At 68.0% G+C, this 17,195-nt stretch carries 20 protein-coding genes; 17 read left to right on the top strand and 3 right to left on the bottom strand.

Going from position 1 to position 17,195, the window contains the following annotated elements; all coding sequences use genetic code 11:
- Position 1 precedes the first annotated feature (1 nt).
- From QSJ95_RS05400 to QSJ95_RS05365, 8 genes are all read left to right on the top strand, one after another.
- A complete protein-coding gene (locus QSJ95_RS05400; protein WP_285640638.1) occupies positions 2–793 on the top strand; it encodes an SPOR domain-containing protein in 792 nt (263 codons plus the stop codon).
- Positions 794–948: 155 nt separating this feature from the next.
- The gene (hslV, locus tag QSJ95_RS05395) at positions 949–1,485 is read left to right on the top strand and encodes an ATP-dependent protease subunit HslV (protein ID WP_024128800.1); all 537 of its coding nucleotides are present in this window, start codon (positions 949–951) and stop codon (positions 1,483–1,485) included.
- Positions 1,486–1,514: 29 nt separating this feature from the next.
- Positions 1,515–2,855: an ATP-dependent protease ATPase subunit HslU gene (gene hslU, locus QSJ95_RS05390; RefSeq protein ID WP_043269440.1), complete on the top strand. Its 1,341-nt coding sequence runs from the start codon at positions 1,515–1,517 to the stop codon at positions 2,853–2,855.
- Between the two features lie 165 nt (positions 2,856–3,020).
- Positions 3,021–3,392 carry a gamma-butyrobetaine hydroxylase family protein gene (locus tag QSJ95_RS05385; RefSeq protein WP_009615423.1) on the top strand — a complete coding sequence of 124 codons (372 nt, stop codon included), beginning with the start codon at positions 3,021–3,023 and terminating at the stop codon, positions 3,390–3,392.
- A gap of 396 nt (positions 3,393–3,788) precedes the next feature.
- Entirely contained in the window at positions 3,789–5,468 is a 1,680-nt protein-coding gene (gene phaC / locus QSJ95_RS05380; protein ID WP_285640633.1) for a class II poly(R)-hydroxyalkanoic acid synthase, read from the top strand.
- The gene (gene phaZ / locus QSJ95_RS05375) at positions 5,465–6,475 is read left to right on the top strand and encodes a poly(3-hydroxyalkanoate) depolymerase (protein ID WP_285640632.1); all 1,011 of its coding nucleotides are present in this window, start codon (positions 5,465–5,467) and stop codon (positions 6,473–6,475) included. The genes phaC (QSJ95_RS05380) and phaZ overlap by 4 nt, the downstream gene beginning before the upstream one ends.
- 178 nt (positions 6,476–6,653) lie before the next feature.
- A complete protein-coding gene (phaC, locus tag QSJ95_RS05370) occupies positions 6,654–8,336 on the top strand; it encodes a class II poly(R)-hydroxyalkanoic acid synthase (RefSeq protein WP_285640631.1) in 1,683 nt (560 codons plus the stop codon).
- A gap of 272 nt (positions 8,337–8,608) precedes the next feature.
- The gene (locus QSJ95_RS05365; RefSeq protein ID WP_009615415.1) at positions 8,609–9,223 is read left to right on the top strand and encodes a TetR/AcrR family transcriptional regulator; all 615 of its coding nucleotides are present in this window, start codon (positions 8,609–8,611) and stop codon (positions 9,221–9,223) included.
- Between the two features lie 50 nt (positions 9,224–9,273).
- On the opposite strand, the gene QSJ95_RS05360 is transcribed toward QSJ95_RS05365, so the two are convergent.
- The 3 genes from QSJ95_RS05360 to QSJ95_RS05350 form a co-directional block, all read right to left on the bottom strand.
- Complete coding sequence (locus tag QSJ95_RS05360; RefSeq protein WP_069862459.1) at positions 9,274–10,164, bottom strand: phasin family protein; 891 nt, start codon at positions 10,162–10,164, stop codon at positions 9,274–9,276.
- Positions 10,165–10,174: 10 nt separating this feature from the next.
- Positions 10,175–10,597 (bottom strand): phasin family protein, encoded by a 423-nt coding sequence (locus QSJ95_RS05355; RefSeq protein ID WP_009615411.1) that lies wholly within the window; start codon positions 10,595–10,597, stop codon positions 10,175–10,177.
- A gap of 127 nt (positions 10,598–10,724) precedes the next feature.
- Positions 10,725–11,000 carry a polyhydroxyalkanoic acid system family protein gene (locus QSJ95_RS05350; protein WP_009615409.1) on the bottom strand — a complete coding sequence of 92 codons (276 nt, stop codon included), beginning with the start codon at positions 10,998–11,000 and terminating at the stop codon, positions 10,725–10,727.
- 130 nt (positions 11,001–11,130) lie between these two features.
- Between QSJ95_RS05350 and ubiE the strand changes: the two genes are divergently transcribed.
- From ubiE to QSJ95_RS05305, 9 genes are all read left to right on the top strand, one after another.
- On the top strand, positions 11,131–11,913 hold the full coding sequence (ubiE, locus tag QSJ95_RS05345) for a bifunctional demethylmenaquinone methyltransferase/2-methoxy-6-polyprenyl-1,4-benzoquinol methylase UbiE (RefSeq protein WP_009615408.1): 783 nt from the start codon (positions 11,131–11,133) through the stop codon (positions 11,911–11,913).
- 1 nt (position 11,914) lies between these two features.
- Positions 11,915–12,538: a ubiquinone biosynthesis accessory factor UbiJ gene (locus QSJ95_RS05340; RefSeq protein WP_285640625.1), complete on the top strand. Its 624-nt coding sequence runs from the start codon at positions 11,915–11,917 to the stop codon at positions 12,536–12,538.
- Complete coding sequence (gene ubiB, locus QSJ95_RS05335; protein WP_285640624.1) at positions 12,535–14,133, top strand: ubiquinone biosynthesis regulatory protein kinase UbiB; 1,599 nt, start codon at positions 12,535–12,537, stop codon at positions 14,131–14,133. Before QSJ95_RS05340 ends, ubiB begins: the two co-directional genes overlap by 4 nt.
- An 82-nt stretch (positions 14,134–14,215) precedes the next feature.
- Positions 14,216–14,620, top strand: coding sequence for a phosphoribosyl-AMP cyclohydrolase (hisI, locus tag QSJ95_RS05330; RefSeq protein ID WP_069862463.1), 405 nt, complete (start codon positions 14,216–14,218; stop codon positions 14,618–14,620).
- Positions 14,613–14,951, top strand: coding sequence for a phosphoribosyl-ATP diphosphatase (locus QSJ95_RS05325; protein ID WP_009615404.1), 339 nt, complete (start codon positions 14,613–14,615; stop codon positions 14,949–14,951). The genes hisI and QSJ95_RS05325 overlap by 8 nt, the downstream gene beginning before the upstream one ends.
- A gap of 25 nt (positions 14,952–14,976) precedes the next feature.
- Entirely contained in the window at positions 14,977–15,222 is a 246-nt protein-coding gene (locus QSJ95_RS05320; protein WP_009615402.1) for a twin-arginine translocase TatA/TatE family subunit, read from the top strand.
- Between the two features lie 13 nt (positions 15,223–15,235).
- Positions 15,236–15,691, top strand: a complete 456-nt coding sequence (gene tatB, locus QSJ95_RS05315) for a Sec-independent protein translocase protein TatB (RefSeq protein ID WP_285640620.1) — start codon at positions 15,236–15,238, stop codon at positions 15,689–15,691.
- Positions 15,688–16,488, top strand: coding sequence for a twin-arginine translocase subunit TatC (tatC, locus tag QSJ95_RS05310; protein ID WP_009615398.1), 801 nt, complete (start codon positions 15,688–15,690; stop codon positions 16,486–16,488). Before tatB ends, tatC begins: the two co-directional genes overlap by 4 nt.
- Complete coding sequence (locus QSJ95_RS05305; protein ID WP_058487685.1) at positions 16,485–17,192, top strand: 16S rRNA (uracil(1498)-N(3))-methyltransferase; 708 nt, start codon at positions 16,485–16,487, stop codon at positions 17,190–17,192. The genes tatC and QSJ95_RS05305 overlap by 4 nt, the downstream gene beginning before the upstream one ends.
- Positions 17,193–17,195: the final 3 nt, after the last annotated feature.

The following is a 17,195-nucleotide window of genomic DNA, read 5'->3' as shown; positions in this document are numbered from 1 at the left end:
CATGGCCAAGAAGAAACCCGCTCCCAAGCGCGGCGCCAGCCGCTACCAGGCCCCGGCCAAGAAGACCTCGGTCCCCGGCTGGGTGTGGCTGGTCGCAGGCCTTGCCATCGGCGGCTTCATCATGTTCCTGACGAAGCTGGAACCGGGCCGCAACGACGTGCGCCGGGAGAAGCCCGAGCAGCAGAAGCCGGGAATCGCCCAGGGCGCCAAGCCGGCCACGCCGGCGCAGCAGCCCTCGGCGGTGGCGGTGAAGCCCAAGTACGACTTCTACACCCTGCTGCCGGGTTCGGAAGTGGTGGTGCCGCCGGAAGCCGTGCCGGAGAAGCCGCAGACGCCGACGGTGGTCAGCACCCCGGAGGAGGCGGCGAAGATCGACGCCGCCCGCGCCCAGGCCGCGCTCAACGGCCAGGTTCCGCCGCCGCCGGCGGTGGTCAAGCCGGCCACGCCGCCGCAGCAACCGGCCACGACGCAGCAGCCGGCCGCCCAGGCCAAGGCCACGCCGCCGGCCACGGCCCCGGCGAGCAAGCCGATCGCCCCGCCGGCGGTGGCCGCCACCCAGTTCTTCCTGCAGGCCGGTTCGTTCCGCAAGCAGGCCGACGCCGACCGCGTGCGCGCCCAGGTGATCCTCCTCGGCCAGAGCGCGCGGGTGGAATCCGGCGCGGTGCGCGACGAGACCTGGTACCGGGTGATGGTCGGCCCGTTCAGCGACCGCTCGCAGGTTTCCGCGGCGCAGAAACAACTGTCGGCCAACGGCTTCAGCAACCTGCTGTTACAGCAGCGCCAGACCCGCTGAAGCCCCGCGCGGGCCCGCCTTGGGCGGGCTCGCGCGGCGGCTATCGGACGACGCCTTCAAGGCACGTCCGTCGCCCTGCCTTGAAGGCCGCGTCCTTCATCCCCATATGACTCCGCATTCGGGCACCAATGCCCCGCTGTGTGGAGAACTCCCCCTTGACCACTATCGTTTCTGTCCGCCGCAACGGCAAAGTCGTCATGGGCGGCGACGGCCAGGTTTCCCTTGGCAACACCGTCATGAAAGGCAACGCGAAGAAGGTCCGCCGCCTCTACCACGGCCAGGTGCTGGCCGGTTTCGCCGGCGCCACCGCCGACGCCTTCACCCTTTTCGAACGCTTCGAGCAGCAGCTTGAAAAGCACCAGGGCCACCTGGTCCGCGCCGCCGTCGAGCTGGCCAAGGACTGGCGCACCGACCGCTCCCTGAGCCGCCTGGAAGCCATGCTGGCGGTGGCCAACAAGGACGCCTCGCTGATCATCACCGGCAACGGCGACGTGGTCGAACCCGAGCACGGCCTGATCGCCATGGGCTCCGGCGGCGGCTTCGCCCAGGCCGCGGCCATGGCCCTGCTGCAAAAGGCCGATGACGCCATGTCCGCCCGCGAGATCGCCGAAACGGCGCTGAACATCGCCGGCTCCATCTGCGTGTTCACCAACCAGAACCTCACCATCGAGGAGCTCGACAGCGCCGTCTGAGGCCCTGTCGCTCCGGAGTAGCCGAACAAATGTCCATGACTCCCCGCGAGATCGTCCACGAACTCAACCGCCACATCATCGGCCAGGACGACGCCAAGCGCGCCGTGGCCATCGCCCTGCGCAACCGCTGGCGGCGCATGCAGCTGCCGGCCGAGCTGCGCGCCGAGGTGACGCCGAAGAACATCCTGATGATCGGCCCCACCGGCGTCGGCAAGACCGAGATCGCCCGGCGCCTGGCCAAGCTGGCCAACGCCCCGTTCATCAAGGTGGAAGCGACCAAGTTCACCGAGGTCGGCTACGTTGGCCGCGACGTCGAGTCGATCATCCGCGACCTGGCCGACGCCGCCATCAAGATGCTCCGCGAGCAGGAAGTGCAGAAGGTCAAGTACCGCGCCGAGGACGCCGCCGAGGAACGCATCCTCGACGCCCTGCTGCCGCCGGCGCGCACCGGCGGCTTCGGCGACGAGCCGGCCCGCGAGGACTCCAACACCCGCCAGCTGTTCCGCAAGCGCCTGCGCGAAGGCCAGCTGGACGACAAGGAGATCGACATCGAAGTGGCCGACGTCCCGGCCGGTGTGGAAATCATGGCACCGCCCGGCATGGAGGAGATGACCAACCAGTTGCAGAACCTGTTCTCCAACATGGGCAAGGGCAAGCGCAAGACGCGCAAGCTGAAGGTCGCCGAGGCCATGAAGCTGATCCGCGACGAGGAAGCCCAGCGCCTGGTCAACGAGGAAGACCTCAAGGCCCGCGCCCTGGAAGCCGTGGAGCAGAACGGGATCGTCTTCATCGACGAGATCGACAAGATCGCCAAGCGCGGCAACGTCGGCGGCGCCGACGTCTCCCGCGAGGGCGTGCAGCGCGACCTGCTGCCGCTGATCGAGGGCTGCACCGTCAACACCAAGCTGGGCATGGTCAAGACCGACCACATCCTGTTCATCGCCTCGGGCGCCTTCCACCTGTCCAAGCCCAGCGACCTGGTGCCGGAGCTGCAGGGCCGCCTGCCGATCCGCGTCGAGCTCAAGGCCCTGAGCCCGGACGACTTCAAGCGCATCCTGCGCGAGCCGCACGCCTCGCTCACCGAGCAGTACACCGCGCTGCTCAAGACCGAGGGCCTGGACATCGCCTTCGCCGACGACGGCATCCAGCGCCTGGCGGAGATCGCCTGGCAAGTCAACGAGAAGACCGAGAACATCGGCGCCCGCCGCCTGCACACGCTGCTGGAACGCCTGCTGGAGGAAGTCTCCTTCGACGCCGCGGACCTGGCCAGCGAGCACAGCGACAAACCGATCGTGATCGACGCCGCCTACGTCAACGGCCACCTGGGCGAGCTGGCGCAGGACGAGGATCTGTCGCGGTATATTCTTTAACAGCCGCTGGAGGCTATAGGCTGGAAGCTATAGGCAAGAGCGAAAAGCCGATGCCCCTCACCGTCGTAGGATGGCGTTGAGCGCAGCGATACCCATCGCCGCAACCGCATGGGTTTCGCAAGCTCAACCCATCCTACGAAGAGCAGCCTTTAGTCGGAGTTTCCCATGCACATCCCCACCGCCATCCAGCTGCACAAGGCCTCGCGCACCCTCACGCTGAAGTACGGCGAGCAGTCCTACGACCTCTCCGCCGAGTTCCTGCGCGTGCACTCGCCCTCGGCCGAGGTGCAGGGCCATGGCAACCCGGTGCTGCAGGTCGGCAAGCTGAACGTCGCCCTCATCGGCCTGGAGCCGGCCGGGCAGTACGCGCTCAAGCTGACCTTCGACGACGGCCACGACAGCGGCCTGTACAGCTGGGACTACCTCTACCAGCTGTGCACCCGCAAGGACCAGCTGTGGGCCGAATACCTCGCCGAGCTGGCCGCCGCCGGCAAGTCCCGCGACCCCGACGAGTCGGTGGTCCGGCTGATGCTCTGAACCCACCTTTGCGCCGGTTTACCCGGCGCCGGCGCCTCGCCATCCTCCTGCCCCCGATCAGGGCACGTCATTTGCAACATTCGCCCTGCACACTGGAAACCGCGTGTTCCCCGTGTTCGAGCCGCGGACGAGCGAGCGCTCTAGGGCGCGTTTTCTAATCTTTCGCGACATACTCGGGCGCAGGGAACCACGCTGCACCAGCTTGCGCGGCGGGGGAATCTCGGGTAACCAAGTCAGTGCAACGCCGTTGCAGACGCGGGCCCAGGACCCCAGCGATGCCGCCAAGTGTTGACCTGCGTGGAGCCTGCTCCACGTTCCGCTAACCCGAGCAGTACTTGGCCCGTCACCTAGGTGCAGCCCCGCCAGTATTCGTCTCAGGACAATGGAGCGTCGCCGATGACCGAAAAGAAGAACAACGATCTGCCCCAGCAAGCCGCGGAAAACACCCTGAACCTCAACCCGGTGATAGGCATTCGCGGCAAGGATTTGTTGTCCACTGCCCGCATGGTGCTGCTGCAGGCTCTCCGGCAGCCCTTCCACAGCGTCAAGCACGTCGGCCATTTCGGCCTGGAGCTGAAGAATGTCCTGCTCGGTACCTCGCAGCTGCGCCCGGCCGACGACGACCGCCGCTTCAACGACCCGGCCTGGAGCCAGAACCCGCTGTACCGCCGCTACCTGCAGACCTACCTGGCCTGGCGCAAGGAGCTGCAGCAGTGGATCGGCAACAGCGACCTGTCGCCCCAGGACATCAACCGCGGCCAGTTCGTCATCAACCTCATGACCGAAGCCATGGCGCCGACCAACACCCTGAGCAACCCGGCCGCGGTCAAACGCTTCTTCGAGACCGGCGGCAAGAGCCTGCTCGACGGCCTCAGCCACCTGGCCAAGGACCTGGTGAACAACGGCGGCATGCCCAGCCAGGTCAACATGGACGCCTTCGAGGTCGGCAAGAACCTGGCCCTGACCGAGGGCGCGGTGGTGTTCCGCAACGACGTGCTGGAGCTGATCCAGTACCGGCCGATCACCGAGAGCGTGCACGAGCGCCCGCTGCTGGTGGTGCCGCCGCAGATCAACAAGTTCTACGTCTTCGACCTGTCGCCGGAGAAGAGCCTGGCGCGTTTCTGCCTGCGCAACCAGGTGCAGACCTTCATCGTCAGCTGGCGCAACCCGACCAAGGCCCAGCGCGAATGGGGCCTGACCACCTACATCGAGGCGCTCAAGGAAGCCATCGACGTGGTCCTGGCCATCACCGGCAGCAAGGACCTGAACATGCTCGGCGCCTGCTCCGGCGGCATCACCACCGTCACCCTGCTCGGCCACTACGCGGCCCTGGGCGAGGAGAAGGTGCACGCCTTCACCCAGATGGTCAGCGTGCTGGACTTCGAGCTGGACACCACCGTCGCCCTGTTCGCCGACGAGAAGACCCTCGAGGCCGCCAAGCGCCGCTCCTACCAGTCCGGCGTGCTGGAGGGCAAGGACATGGCCAAGGTGTTCGCCTGGATGCGCCCCAACGACCTGATCTGGAACTACTGGGTCAACAACTACCTGCTGGGCAACGAGCCGCCGGCCTTCGACATCCTGTTCTGGAACAACGACACCACGCGCCTGCCGGCCGCGCTGCACGGCGAGCTGGTGGAGATGTTCAAGAGCAACCCGCTGACGCGCCCCGGCGCCCTGGAAGTGGGCGGCACGCCCATCGACCTCAAGCAGGTCACCTGCGACTTCTACTGCGTGGCCGGCCTCAGCGACCACATCACCCCCTGGGAAGCCTGCTACCGCTCGGCGCGCCTGCTCGGCGGCAAGTGCGAGTTCATCCTTTCCAACAGCGGGCACATCCAGAGCATCCTCAACCCGCCGGGCAACCCCAAGGCCCGCTTCATGACCGGCCCGGACCTGTCCGTCGATCCGAAGACCTGGCAGGAAAACTCGAGCAAGCACGCCGACTCCTGGTGGCTGCACTGGCAACAGTGGCTGGCCGAGCGCGCGGGCAAGCTGAAAAAGGCGCCGACCGCCCTGGGCAACAAGGCCCACCCGGCTGGCGAAGCATCCCCCGGCACCTACGTACACGAACGATGAAGACAGAAAACCTACCCGACGCCACCGCGCAGCAGGAGGCGCCGGCCCAGCCCGAGCCGACGCCGCCGGCCACGCGCCAGCGCAAGGCGCGCCCCGCCGCCAAGGCGGCCGAGCCGCAGCAGCCGGCCGAGACGCGGGCGCGCGTGCTCGCGCCGCAGCCCTTCGTGTTCCGCACCATCGACCTCGACGGGCAGACCATCCGCACCGCCGTGCGCCCGGGCAAGGGGCACATGACGCCGCTGCTGATCTTCAACGGCATCGGCGCCAACCTGGAGCTGGTGTTCCCCTTCGTCGCCGCGCTGGACCCGGACCTGGAGGTGATCGCCTTCGACGTGCCCGGCGTCGGCGGCTCGTCCACGCCGAGCACGCCCTACCGCTTCCCCGGCCTGGCCAAGCTGGCCGCGCGCATGCTCGATTACCTGGACTACGGGCAGGTCACCGCCATCGGCGTGTCCTGGGGTGGAGCCCTGGCCCAGCAGTTCGCGCACGACTACCCCGAGCGCTGCAAGAAGCTGATCCTGGCGGCCACCGCCGCCGGGGCGGTGATGGTCCCTGGCAAGCCCAAGGTGCTCTGGCGCATGGCCAGCCCACGGCGCTACATCCAGCCGTCCTATGGCGCGCACATCGCCCCGGACATCTACGGCGGGGCCTTCCGCCGCGATCCCCGGCTGGCCATGGCCTTCGCCGCCAAGGTGCGCTCCTCGGGCAAGCTGGGCTACTACTGGCAGCTGTTCGCCGGCCTGGGCTGGACCAGCATCCACTGGCTGCACCGCATCCAGCAGCCGACCCTGGTGCTGGCCGGCGACGACGACCCGATCATCCCGCTGGTGAACATGCGCCTGCTGGCCTGGCGCATCCCCAACGCGGAGCTGCACGTGATCGACGACGGCCACCTGTTCCTGGTGACCCGCGCCGAGACGGTGGCGCCGATCATCATGAAGTTCCTCGCCGAGGAACGGCAGCGCGCGGTCATGCACCCGCGCCCGTTCGCCCCCAAGGCCGGCTGACCCCCGGCCTCGATCATCGCCTCGTAACAGTGCACGTTCATCGTCGGTGACCGGCAGGCGCGCCGATTCGTGCCTATGCTTCAGCCCCTGCGTGCGTCAGGAATGCACCTGCGCCGATTCTGGTACGGGCCTTGCTGCGCCCGACTGACGACGGTTCTTTTCCCAGGGAGAGCTGCACATGCGAGAGAACTCCAGCACCGGCAGGCTGCCGGCCCCCGCCGACTTCATGAACGCCCAGAGCGCCATGGTCGGCCTGCGCGGCAAGGACATGCTGTCCACCCTGCGCCAGCTCGCCGTCCAGGGCGTGCGCCGGCCGCTGCACAGCGCCCGCCACCTGGCGGCCTTCGGCAAGCAGATGGGCCACGTGCTGCTGGGTGACTCGCCGTTGCAGCCCAACCCCCAGGACGCCCGCTTCCAGGACCCGTCCTGGCGCCTCAACCCCTTCTACCGGCGCACCCTGCAGGCCTACCTGGCCTGGCAGCAGCAACTGCTGGCCTGGATCGACGAGAGCGACCTGGACGGCGACGACCGCGCCCGCGCGCGCTTCCTGCTGTCGCTGTTCGCCGACGCCATGGCGCCGACCAACAGCCTGATCAACCCGCTGGCGGTCAAGGAGCTGTTCAACACCGGCGGGCAGAGCCTGCTCAAGGGCGGCCGCCACCTGCTCGACGACCTGCTGCACAACGGCGGCATGCCCAGCCAGGTCAACAAGCACGCCTTCGAGGTCGGCCGCAACCTGGCCACCACCCCGGGCGCGGTGGTGTTCCGCAGCGAGATGCTCGAACTCATCCAGTACAAGCCCCTGGGCGAGCACCTGCACGCCAAGCCGCTGCTGATCGTCCCGCCGCAGATCAACAAGTACTACATCTTCGACCTGAGCCCGGAAAAGAGCTTCGTCCAGTACGCCCTGAAGAACAACCTGCAGCTGTTCATGGTCAGCTGGCGCAACCCCGATGCGCGCCACCGCGAATGGGGCCTGTCGACCTACGTGAAGGCCCTGGACGAGGCCATCGAGGTGGTCCGCTCGATCAGCGGCAGCCGCAGCGTCAACCTGATGGGCGCCTGCTCCGGCGGCCTGACCATCGCCGCGCTGCAGGGCCACCTGCAGGCGCGCCGGCAACTGCGCAAGATCGCCAGCGCTACCTACCTGGTGAGCCTGCTGGACAGCCAGGTGGAAACCCCGGCGGCGCTGTTCGCCGACGAGCAGACGCTGGAAAGCACCAAGCGCCGCTCCTACCAGCACGGCGTGCTGGAGGGCAAGGACATGGCCAAGGTGTTCGCCTGGATGCGCCCCAACGACCTGGTGTGGAACTACTGGGTCAACAACTACCTGCTGGGCAAGCTGCCGCCGGCCTTCGACATCCTCTACTGGAACAACGACAACACCCGCCTGCCGGCGGCGCTGCACGGCGACTTCCTCGACTTCTTCAAGCACAACCCGCTGGCCCGGCCCGGCGCCATGGAAATCTGCGGCACGCCCATCGACCTGAAGAAGGTGGCGGTGGACAACTTCCACGTCGCCGGCATCACCGACCACATCACCCCCTGGGACGCGGTCTACCGCTCGGCCCTGCTGCTGGGCGGCGACAGCCGCTTCGTGCTGTCCAACAGCGGGCACATCCAGAGCATCCTCAACCCGCCGGGCAACCCCAAGGCCTGCTACTTCGAGAACGGCAAGCTCGCCTCCGACCCGCGCGCCTGGTACTACGACACCCAGCGCCAGGAAGGCAGCTGGTGGCCGGTGTGGCTGGCGTGGATCCAGGAACGCTCGGGCGAACGCCGGCCGGTGAGCTTCGAACTGGGCAACGCCGAGCACCCGCCGATGGAAGCGGCGCCGGGGACTTACGTGCACGAGCGGTGAACAGCCGTTGCGCGTCCTGACACAACACCCCGTAGGATGGGTGGAGCGAAGCGATACCCATCGCCGTGACCGCATGGGTTTCGCAAGCTCAACCCATCCTACGAAAGGCACTTCGGTGCAGCCGGGATGCCCTTCGTAGAAGCCGTGCCAGCCTATACAGTAGGAGGAGCGGACTCCCACGAAAAACCCATCCCCTCACGCTTTCGAGGGACTGGCCGGCGCGCCCCGCCCCGGCTATCGTCGAGCCTCCCGAAGCCGGAACCAGCACACGGATGAAAACCCGCGACCGCATCCTCGAATGCGCCCTGCTGTTGTTCAACGAGCAGGGCGAACCCAACGTCTCCACCCTGGAGATCGCCACCGAGCTGGGTATCAGCCCCGGCAACCTGTACTACCACTTCCACGGCAAGGAGCCGCTGGTGCTGGGCCTGTTCGCCCGTTTCGAGGAGGAGTTGCAGCCGCTGCTCGACCCGCCCGCCGACGCGCGCCTGGGCGCCGAGGACTACTGGCTGTTCCTGCACCTGATCGTCGAGCGCCTGGCGCACTACCGCTTCCTCTTCCAGGACCTCTCCAACCTAGCCGGACGCCTGCCCAAGCTGGCCCGCGGCATGCGCAACTGGCTCAACGCGCTCAAGCGCACCCTGGCCGCCCTGCTCGCCCGGCTCAAGGCCGACGGCGAGCTGACCAGCGACACCGATGCCCTCGGCCAACTGGTGGAGCAGATCACCCTGACCCTGCTGTTCTCCCTGGATTACCAGCGCATCCTCGGCCGCGAAGGCGAGATACGCCTGGTGGTCTACCAGGTGATGATGCTGGTGGCGCCGCACCTGCGCGGCGACTCGCGACTCGCCGCCGAGCGCCTGGCGCAGCGCTACCTGAACGCCTGAAATGAAGACGCCCGGCACGAGGCCGGGCGTCGGGTACCACAGGTAACGCGTCAGGCCTGGGTCGGCGGCGTGGCCGGAGCCGCTACCGGAGCGACCGGAGCTGCCGCAGCCGGCGCCGGGGTGGCCGCCGGAGCCGGAGCCACGGCCGGCGTGGCCGCTGCAGCAGGCTTGGCCGCCTTGGGCGCCGCAGGCTTCTTCACCGCCGGCTTCTTCGCTGCGGCAGGCTTGGCAGCGGCAGGCTTGGCTGCCGGTTTCGCAGCAGCCGGTTTCGCCGCAGACTTGGCGGCAGCCGGTTTGGCGGCCGGTTTCGCCGCGGCCTTCGCAGCAGCAGGCTTGGCGGCCGGCTTCGCCGCGGCCTTGGCCGCAGCCGGTTTGGCCGCCGGCTTCGCAGCCGGTTTCGCAGCAGCCTTGGCAGCGGGCTTGGCAGCCGCGGTCTTGGCGGCCGGCTTGGCTGCGGGCTTCGCTGCAGCCTTGGCCGCAGGTTTGGCAGCGGCCTTGGCGGCGGCGGGCTTGGCCACGGACTTGACGCTGACGCCGGTGAGTTTCTCGATCTGCCTGGTCAGGGTCTCGACCTTCGCATGCAGGTCCTTCACCTCGTTGCGGCTCGGCACGCCCAGGCGCGAGATGGCGCTGTTCAGGCGCTTGTCGAACGCCTCTTCCAGCTCACCCCACTTACCCAGGGCGCGGTCCTTCACCTCGTCGACCTTGGAACGCGCCGAACGGGCGGTGGACTTCACCGCGCCGACGGATTTATCGACTTCGGTCCGGGCCTGCTTCTCGGCCTTTTCGCCATCCTTGACCAGGGTCTCGAACAGCTTGCTGCCGTCCTTGCTGACCTTCGAGTAGGCCCCCAGACCAGCCAACCAGATTTGCCGCGAGTATTTCTCGATCTCGCCGACCCAACTGGACTCTTTTTTATCGGTAGTTTTCTTGCCAGCCATCCCGCTCTCCTCAATGAGTTTTCGCGACACGCTCGAGCACCGCGCTCAGCTCGTCAAGCTTAGCAGAGAGCGCCTCGACATCCTGCCGCGACGGAATGCCCATGCGGTTCAGCGCGGAGGCCACGCGGCTGTCGAAAGCCTTCTCGACCTTGTCCAGTTGCACCTCGAACTTGTCCTTCACCAGCCAGACGCTGCTCTTGACGCTGTCGTTGGCCGACTCGACCTGCTCGGTCACCAGCTGGCGGCCCTTGGTTTCCAGGCCTTCGCCTTCCTTCACCAGCGACTTGAAGTACTCGGTGCCTTCGGCGCCGACGCGCGCATAGGCGCCCAGGCCGGCCAGCCAGATCTGGCGGGCGTAGTGCTTGACGTCGGTGATCAGGGACGATTCGCTGACGGCTTTCTCGACTTTCTTCTTGCTGGCGACCTTGGCCATGATGGTTTCCTCACACTGTTCTCGGGGGTCCGTAGAGGCCCGCAGCGTTGCGAGCTTGAGTGCAAGGTATCGGGGAAAATTAGAAAACACATACCAGCCGGCGCGGAGCGCCGCAAGGTGCTCGGCCTCAGGCCAGCGCCTTGTCCAGCGCGCGCTCGATCTCGCCCTTGAGCATCCCGCCCATGGCCGACAGCAGCAGGCCCAGCTTGACCTCCACCGCCACGCGGTCCTCGCCCACCTCGATGCGCCCGTCCACGCCACTGCGCTTGAAGGTCAGCACGTCGCCCTGCCACTCGTAGCTCACGCCGTGCTCGCGGGCGAGCTTCTCGGCCAGCTTCTGGGCCTTCTCGCGGGCGGCTTCGCGGCCGAGGCAATGGGGACGTTCGACGTGGATGCGGGACATGGGCGACTCCGGAATGACAGACCGGTGGATGATACGCCGCACGACGTTTCGCCGCACCCCGCGCCACGGGGCGGCGTTTTTCCCACATCCTGTTAGAATGCCCGCCACTGACTTCCAGGGTAGAAACGCCATGAGCGAGCCGCGCAAACCCGCCGGGGACCAGGGCCCCGCCGACCCCACCACGCACTTCGGCTACAAGACCGTGCGCGAGAGCGAGAAGGCCGAGAAGGTCGCCGAGGTGTTCCACTCGGTCGCCGCCAAGTACGACCTGATGAACGACCTGATGTCCGGTGGCATCCACCGCCTGTGGAAGCGCTTCACCATCGAGCTGTCCGGCGTGCGCGCCGGCAACCGCGTGCTCGACATCGCCGGCGGCACGGGCGACCTGACCCGCCAGTTCTCGCGCCTGGTCGGCCCCACCGGCGAGGTGGTGCTGGCGGACATCAACGCCTCCATGCTCAAGGTCGGCCGCGACAAGCTGCTGGACAGCGGCGTGGCCGGCAACGTCAAGTTCGTCCAGGCCGACGCCGAGAAGCTGCCCTTCCCGGACAACCACTTCGACTGCGTGAGCATCGCCTTCGGCCTGCGCAACGTCACCCACAAGGACGCCGCCATCCGCTCCATGCTGCGGGTGCTCAAGCCGGGCGGGCGCCTGCTGGTGCTGGAATTCTCCAAGCCCACCAGCAGCCTGCTGTCCAAGGCCTACGACGCCTATTCCTTCACCCTGCTGCCGCTGATGGGCAAGCTGGTCACCAACGACGCCGAGAGCTACCGCTACCTGGCCGAGTCGATCCGCATGCACCCGGACCAGGAAACCCTGAAGTCGATGATGGTCGAGGCCGGTTTCGACCGCGTCACCTACCACAACATGACCGGCGGCGTGGTCGCCCTGCACCGCGGCATCAAGCCCTGAGATGGCGCTCCTGACCCAGGCGCTGCTGGCCAGCGCCGAAGCCGGCGTGAACCGCGTGCTGCGTCTGGACGGCGTGGCCCTGCAGCGTCTCGCCCGGCTCGCCGGGCGGGTCCTGGAAGTGGACTGCCAGGCGCCGCCGCTGCGCCTGTTCATCCTCCCCGACGCCGACGGCCTGCACCTGGCCGCGCACCACGAGGCCGCGGTCGACTGCACCCTGCGCGCCCCGGCCGGGCGCCTGCTGCAGCTGGCCCTGGCGGCCGACAAGACCAGCGTGCTGCACAGCCCGGAAGTGGAAATGGGCGGCGATAGCGCCCTGCTCCTGGAGCTGGCCGACATCCTCCAGAGCCTGGAGCTGGACTGGGAATACGAAGTGCAGCGCTGGCTCGGCCCGCTGCCCGCGCAACTGCTCGGCAGCCGCGTGCGCGGCGGCGCGCGCTGGGCCGGCGACAGCCTGGAAAGCCTGCGCCTGAGCCTGGCCGACTACCTCGCCGAGGAAAGCCGCACCCTGGTCGGGCGCAACGAAGCCGAAGCGCGCTTCGCCGAACTCGACCAGTTGAAGGTCGCCCTCGACCGCCTCGACGCGCGCCTGGCGCGCCTGTCCAAGAAGCTGAAACCCGACGCATGAAGCTGCTCGCCTTCCGCCGCCTGCTGCGCATCCAGAGCGTGGTGATCCGCTACCGCCTCGACGACCTCATCCTCGAACTGCCGATGCTGCCCTGGTATCTGCGCCTGCTCGGCGGCCTGCTGCCCTGGCGCTGGCTGCCGCGGCGCAAGCTGGAGCTGAGCCGCGGCGAGCGCATCCGCCTGGCCCTGGAAGGCCTGGGGCCGATCTTCATCAAGTTCGGGCAGATCCTCTCCACCCGCCGCGACCTCTTGCCCGACGACATCGCCAACGAGCTGGCGCGCCTGCAGGACAAGGTCCCGCCGTTCCCGCCGGAAGCCTCGGTGGCGCTGATCGAGGAGCAGTTGGGGGCGAAGGTCGAGCAGGTCTTTGCCCGCTTCGAGCGCGAGCCGCTGGCCTCGGCCTCGGTAGCTCAGGTCCACGCTGCGCAGCTGAAAAGCGGCGAAGAAGTGGTGGTCAAGGTGATCCGCCCGGGCCTGAAGCCCGTGATCCGCGCCGACATGTCCTGGCTGTTCATCCTCGCCCGCCTGGCCGAGCGCGTCTCCGCCGACGCCCGCCGCCTACACCCGGTGGAGGTGGTCAGCGACTACGAGAAGACCATCTACGACGAACTCGACCTGCTGCGCGAGGCGGCCAACTCCAGCCAGCTGCGGCGCAACTTCGACGGCTCGCCGCTGCTCTACGTGCCCCAGGTGTACTGGGACTGGTGCCGGCCCAAGGTGCTGGTGATGGAGCGCATCTACGGCATCCCGGTCACCGACCTGGACACCCTGCGCGACCAGCGCACCGACTTCAAGGCACTGGCCGAGCGCGGCGTGGAGATCTTCTTCACCCAAGTGTTCCGCGACAGCTTCTTCCACGCCGACATGCACCCGGGCAACATCTTCGTCAGCACCCGCACGCCCTGGAGCCCGCAGTACATCGCGGTGGACTGCGGCATCGTCGGCAGCCTCACCGACGAGGACCAGGACTACCTGGCGCGCAACCTGATCGCCTTCTTCAAGCGCGACTACCGCAAGGTCGCCCAGTTGCACATCGACTCCGGCTGGGTGCCGGCGGAAACCCGCGTCAACGACTTCGAGGCGGCGATCCGCACGGTGTGCGAGCCGATCTTCGAGAAGCCGCTCAAGGACATTTCCTTCGGCCAGGTGCTGCTGCGCCTGTTCCAGACCGCGCGGCGCTTCAACATGGAAGTGCAGCCGCAGCTGGTGCTGCTGCAGAAGACCCTGCTGAACATCGAGGGCCTGGGCCGCCAGCTCTACCCCGAGCTGGACCTGTGGAGCACCGCCCAGCCCTACCTGGAACGCTGGATGCGCGAGCGCATGAGCCCCGCCCAGCTGCTGCGCAACGCCCAGCAGCACGTCGAGCAGCTGCCGCACCTGGCGCAGATGACCCGCGACACCCTGGAGCGCCTGGCGCAGCCCTGGGAGCCGCAAGCGACCGGCGCCCAGCCCCTGGCCGGCGCCTGGGTGCCGCGACTGATCGGCGCAGTGCTGGTGGCCGGCGCCACCCAGATCGGCCTGGCCACCCACAGTATCGAGGCCTGGCCGGCCTGGGCCATGCTGGCCGGTGGTCTGTATCTGATTCTGCGCCGATAGCCAGTCGTCGCCACTGCTGGCACACTTGGGAATCACCGAAACTGCCGCGGGGCGCGAGAGCGCCCGCTGTACGGAAGCGAAGATGAAAGACTGGCTGGACGAAATTCACTGGAACGCCGACGGCCTGGTGCCGGCGATCGCCCAGGACCACAAGACGGGCCGCGTGCTGATGATGGCCTGGATGAACCGCGAGGCCCTGGCCCTGACCGCCGCCGAGGGCCGCGCCATCTACTGGTCGCGCTCGCGCGGCAAGCTCTGGCGCAAGGGCGAGGAATCCGGCCACGTGCAGAAGCTGCACGAGCTGCGCCTGGACTGCGACGCCGACGTCGTCATCCTGATGGTCGAGCAGGTCGGCGGCATCGCCTGCCACACCGGCCGCGAAAGCTGCTTCTACCGTGTCTACCAGGACGGCGGCTGGAAGGTCGTCGACGCGGTGCTCAAGGACCCGCACGCCATCTACGACAAGCCGGGGCACAGCCATGAGTGACAACACCCTCGCGCGCCTGGCCGAGGTGCTGGAGGGGCGCAAGAACGCCGCCCCCGAAAGCTCCTACGTGGCCAGCCTGTACCACAAGGGACTGAACAAGATCCTGGAAAAGGTCGGAGAGGAATCGGTGGAAACCATCCTCGCCGCCAAGGACGCCGCGCAGAGCGGCGACTGCACGGACCTGATCTACGAAACCGCCGACCTCTGGTTCCATTCCCTGGTCATGCTCGCCGCCCTCGGCCAGCATCCCCAGGCGGTGCTGGACGAGCTGGAGCGCCGTTTCGGCCTCTCCGGCCACGACGAGAAAGCTGCGCGCCAGCCGTCGGCCTGAACCCGATTACTTCGAGGAGAACAAGATGGGCATCTTTGACTGGAAACACTGGGTCGTCATCCTGATCGTGGTGGTGCTGGTGTTCGGCACCAAGCGCCTGAAGACCCTGGGCTCGGACGTCGGCGAGGCGGTCAAGGGCTTCCGCAAGGCGATGAACACCGAAGAGGACGAGAAGCCCCAGCAGCAGCCGCCGGCCAACCCGCCGCTGAACCAGCCGCACACCATCGACGCCCAGGCGCAGAAGGTCGAAGAGCCACAGCGCAAGGACTGATGGGAAGAACGCCATGTTCGGAATCAGCTTCAGCGAACTGCTGCTGGTGGGCCTGGTCGCCCTGCTGGTGCTCGGCCCCGAGCGCCTGCCCGGCGCCGCGCGCACCGCGGGCCTGTGGATCGGCCGGCTGAAACGCAGCTTCAACGCCATCAAGCAGGAAGTGGAGCGCGAGCTGGGCGCCGACGAAATCCGCCGGCAACTGCACAACGAGCACATCCTGCAGATGGAGCGTGAAGCGCAGAAGCTGATGGCGCCGCTCACCGGCCAGCAGCCGCCGGCCGAAACCGCCGCGCAGGCCGAGCCCACGGCACCGCCGGCGCCGCCGACCATCGCCCCGAACAGCCGCCTGGCCAACATGCCCGGCGTCGGTATCCCGGCCGCACCCGAGGCACCTGCCGCGCCAGCCGCGCCCGAGGCCCCGGCCGCGCCGGCCGCCGCCCCTCCGTCCGAGACGCCGCGTACCCCATGAGCGACGAAAAACCCGAACAGCCCGAAAACGACCAGGAAATGCCCCTGGTCTCGCACCTGACCGAGCTGCGCACGCGCCTGCTGCGCTGCGTGGTGGCGATCTTCGTGATCTTCATCGGCCTGCTGTACTTCTCGCAGAAGATCTACGCCCTGGCCTCCGCGCCGCTGCGCCGCTTCCTCCCGGAAGGCGCGACCATGATCGCCATCGACCCGGCCTCGGCCTTCCTCGCGCCGCTGAAGCTGACCATGATCGTCGCCGTGCTGCTGGCCATGCCGGTGATCCTGGCGCAGATCTGGGGCTTCATCGCCCCCGGCCTGTACAAGCACGAGAAGCGCGTGGCCCTGCCGCTGCTGGCCTCCAGCGTGGTGCTGTTCTACACCGGCATGGCCTTCGCCTACTTCCTGGTGTTCCCGTTGATGTTCCACTTCTTCCTCGGCCAGGCCCCGGAAGGGGTGACGCCGATGACCGACATCAACAGCTACCTGGACTTCCTCACCCTGCTGTTCGCCTTCGGCGTGGCCTTCGAAATCCCCGTGGCCACGGTGCTGCTGGTGTGGATCGGGGTGGTCGACGTGGCCTACCTGAAGAAGATCCGCCCCTACGTCATCATCGGCTGCTTCGTGGTCGGCATGGTCCTCACCCCGCCGGACCCGATGTCGCAGACGCTGCTGGCGGTGCCCATGTGGATGCTGTTCGAGGCCGGGGTGCTGTTCAGCCGGCTGATCCGCAAGCGCAACCGCGACGAGGACGAGCAGCCCGAAGAGAAAGGCGACCAGCCGCCAGCGACGCGCCCGTGAACCTGTTGCTGCTCGACGACGCCGACTTCGTCGCGGCGGACCGCGTATTGCTGCGCGACCGCCGCCTCACCCACCTGCACGAAGTGCACCGCGCCGAAAGCGGCGACAGCCTGCGCGTCGGCCGCCTGGGCGGGCTGATGGGCGAAGGCCGCCTGCTGAGCCTTTCCCGCGACGAGGCGCAGCTGCAGGTGAGCTTCACCCAGGCGCCGCCGGCCAAGCTGCCGCTGACCCTGCTGCTGGCCCTGCCGCGGCCGAAGATGCTCCGCCGCGTGCTGCAGACCGTGGCCGCCATGGGCGTGCCGCGCCTGGTGCTGCTGAACAGCTACCGGGTGGAGAAGAGCTTCTGGCAGACGCCCTTCCTGGAACCCGCGGCCATCCGCGAACAGCTGGTCCTGGGCCTGGAGCAGGCCCGCGACACCGTGCTGCCGGAAGTGACCATCGAAAAGCGCTTCAAGCCCTTCGTCGAAGACCGCCTGCCGGCCCTGGCCGCCGGCAGCCTGGGGCTGATCGGCCATCCCGGGCCCTGGCCGGAGTGCCCGCGCGCGGTCGAGCAGGCCGTGACCCTGGCCATCGGCCCCGAGGGCGGCTGGATTCCCTACGAAGTCGAGAAGCTGCGCGAAGCCGGGCTGGCCCCGGTGCAACTCGGCGAGCGCATCCTGCGCGTGGAAACCGCGGTCACCGCCCTGCTGGCCCGGCTGTTCTGAGGC

It is taken from the genome of Pseudomonas sp. NBRC 100443 (genome assembly GCF_030268185.1).
Taxonomy (GTDB): Bacteria; Pseudomonadota; Gammaproteobacteria; order Pseudomonadales; family Pseudomonadaceae; genus Pseudomonas; species Pseudomonas citronellolis.
The sequence above is the reverse complement of the archived record's forward strand: the minus strand, read 5'-3'. Positions and strand labels throughout refer to the sequence as shown.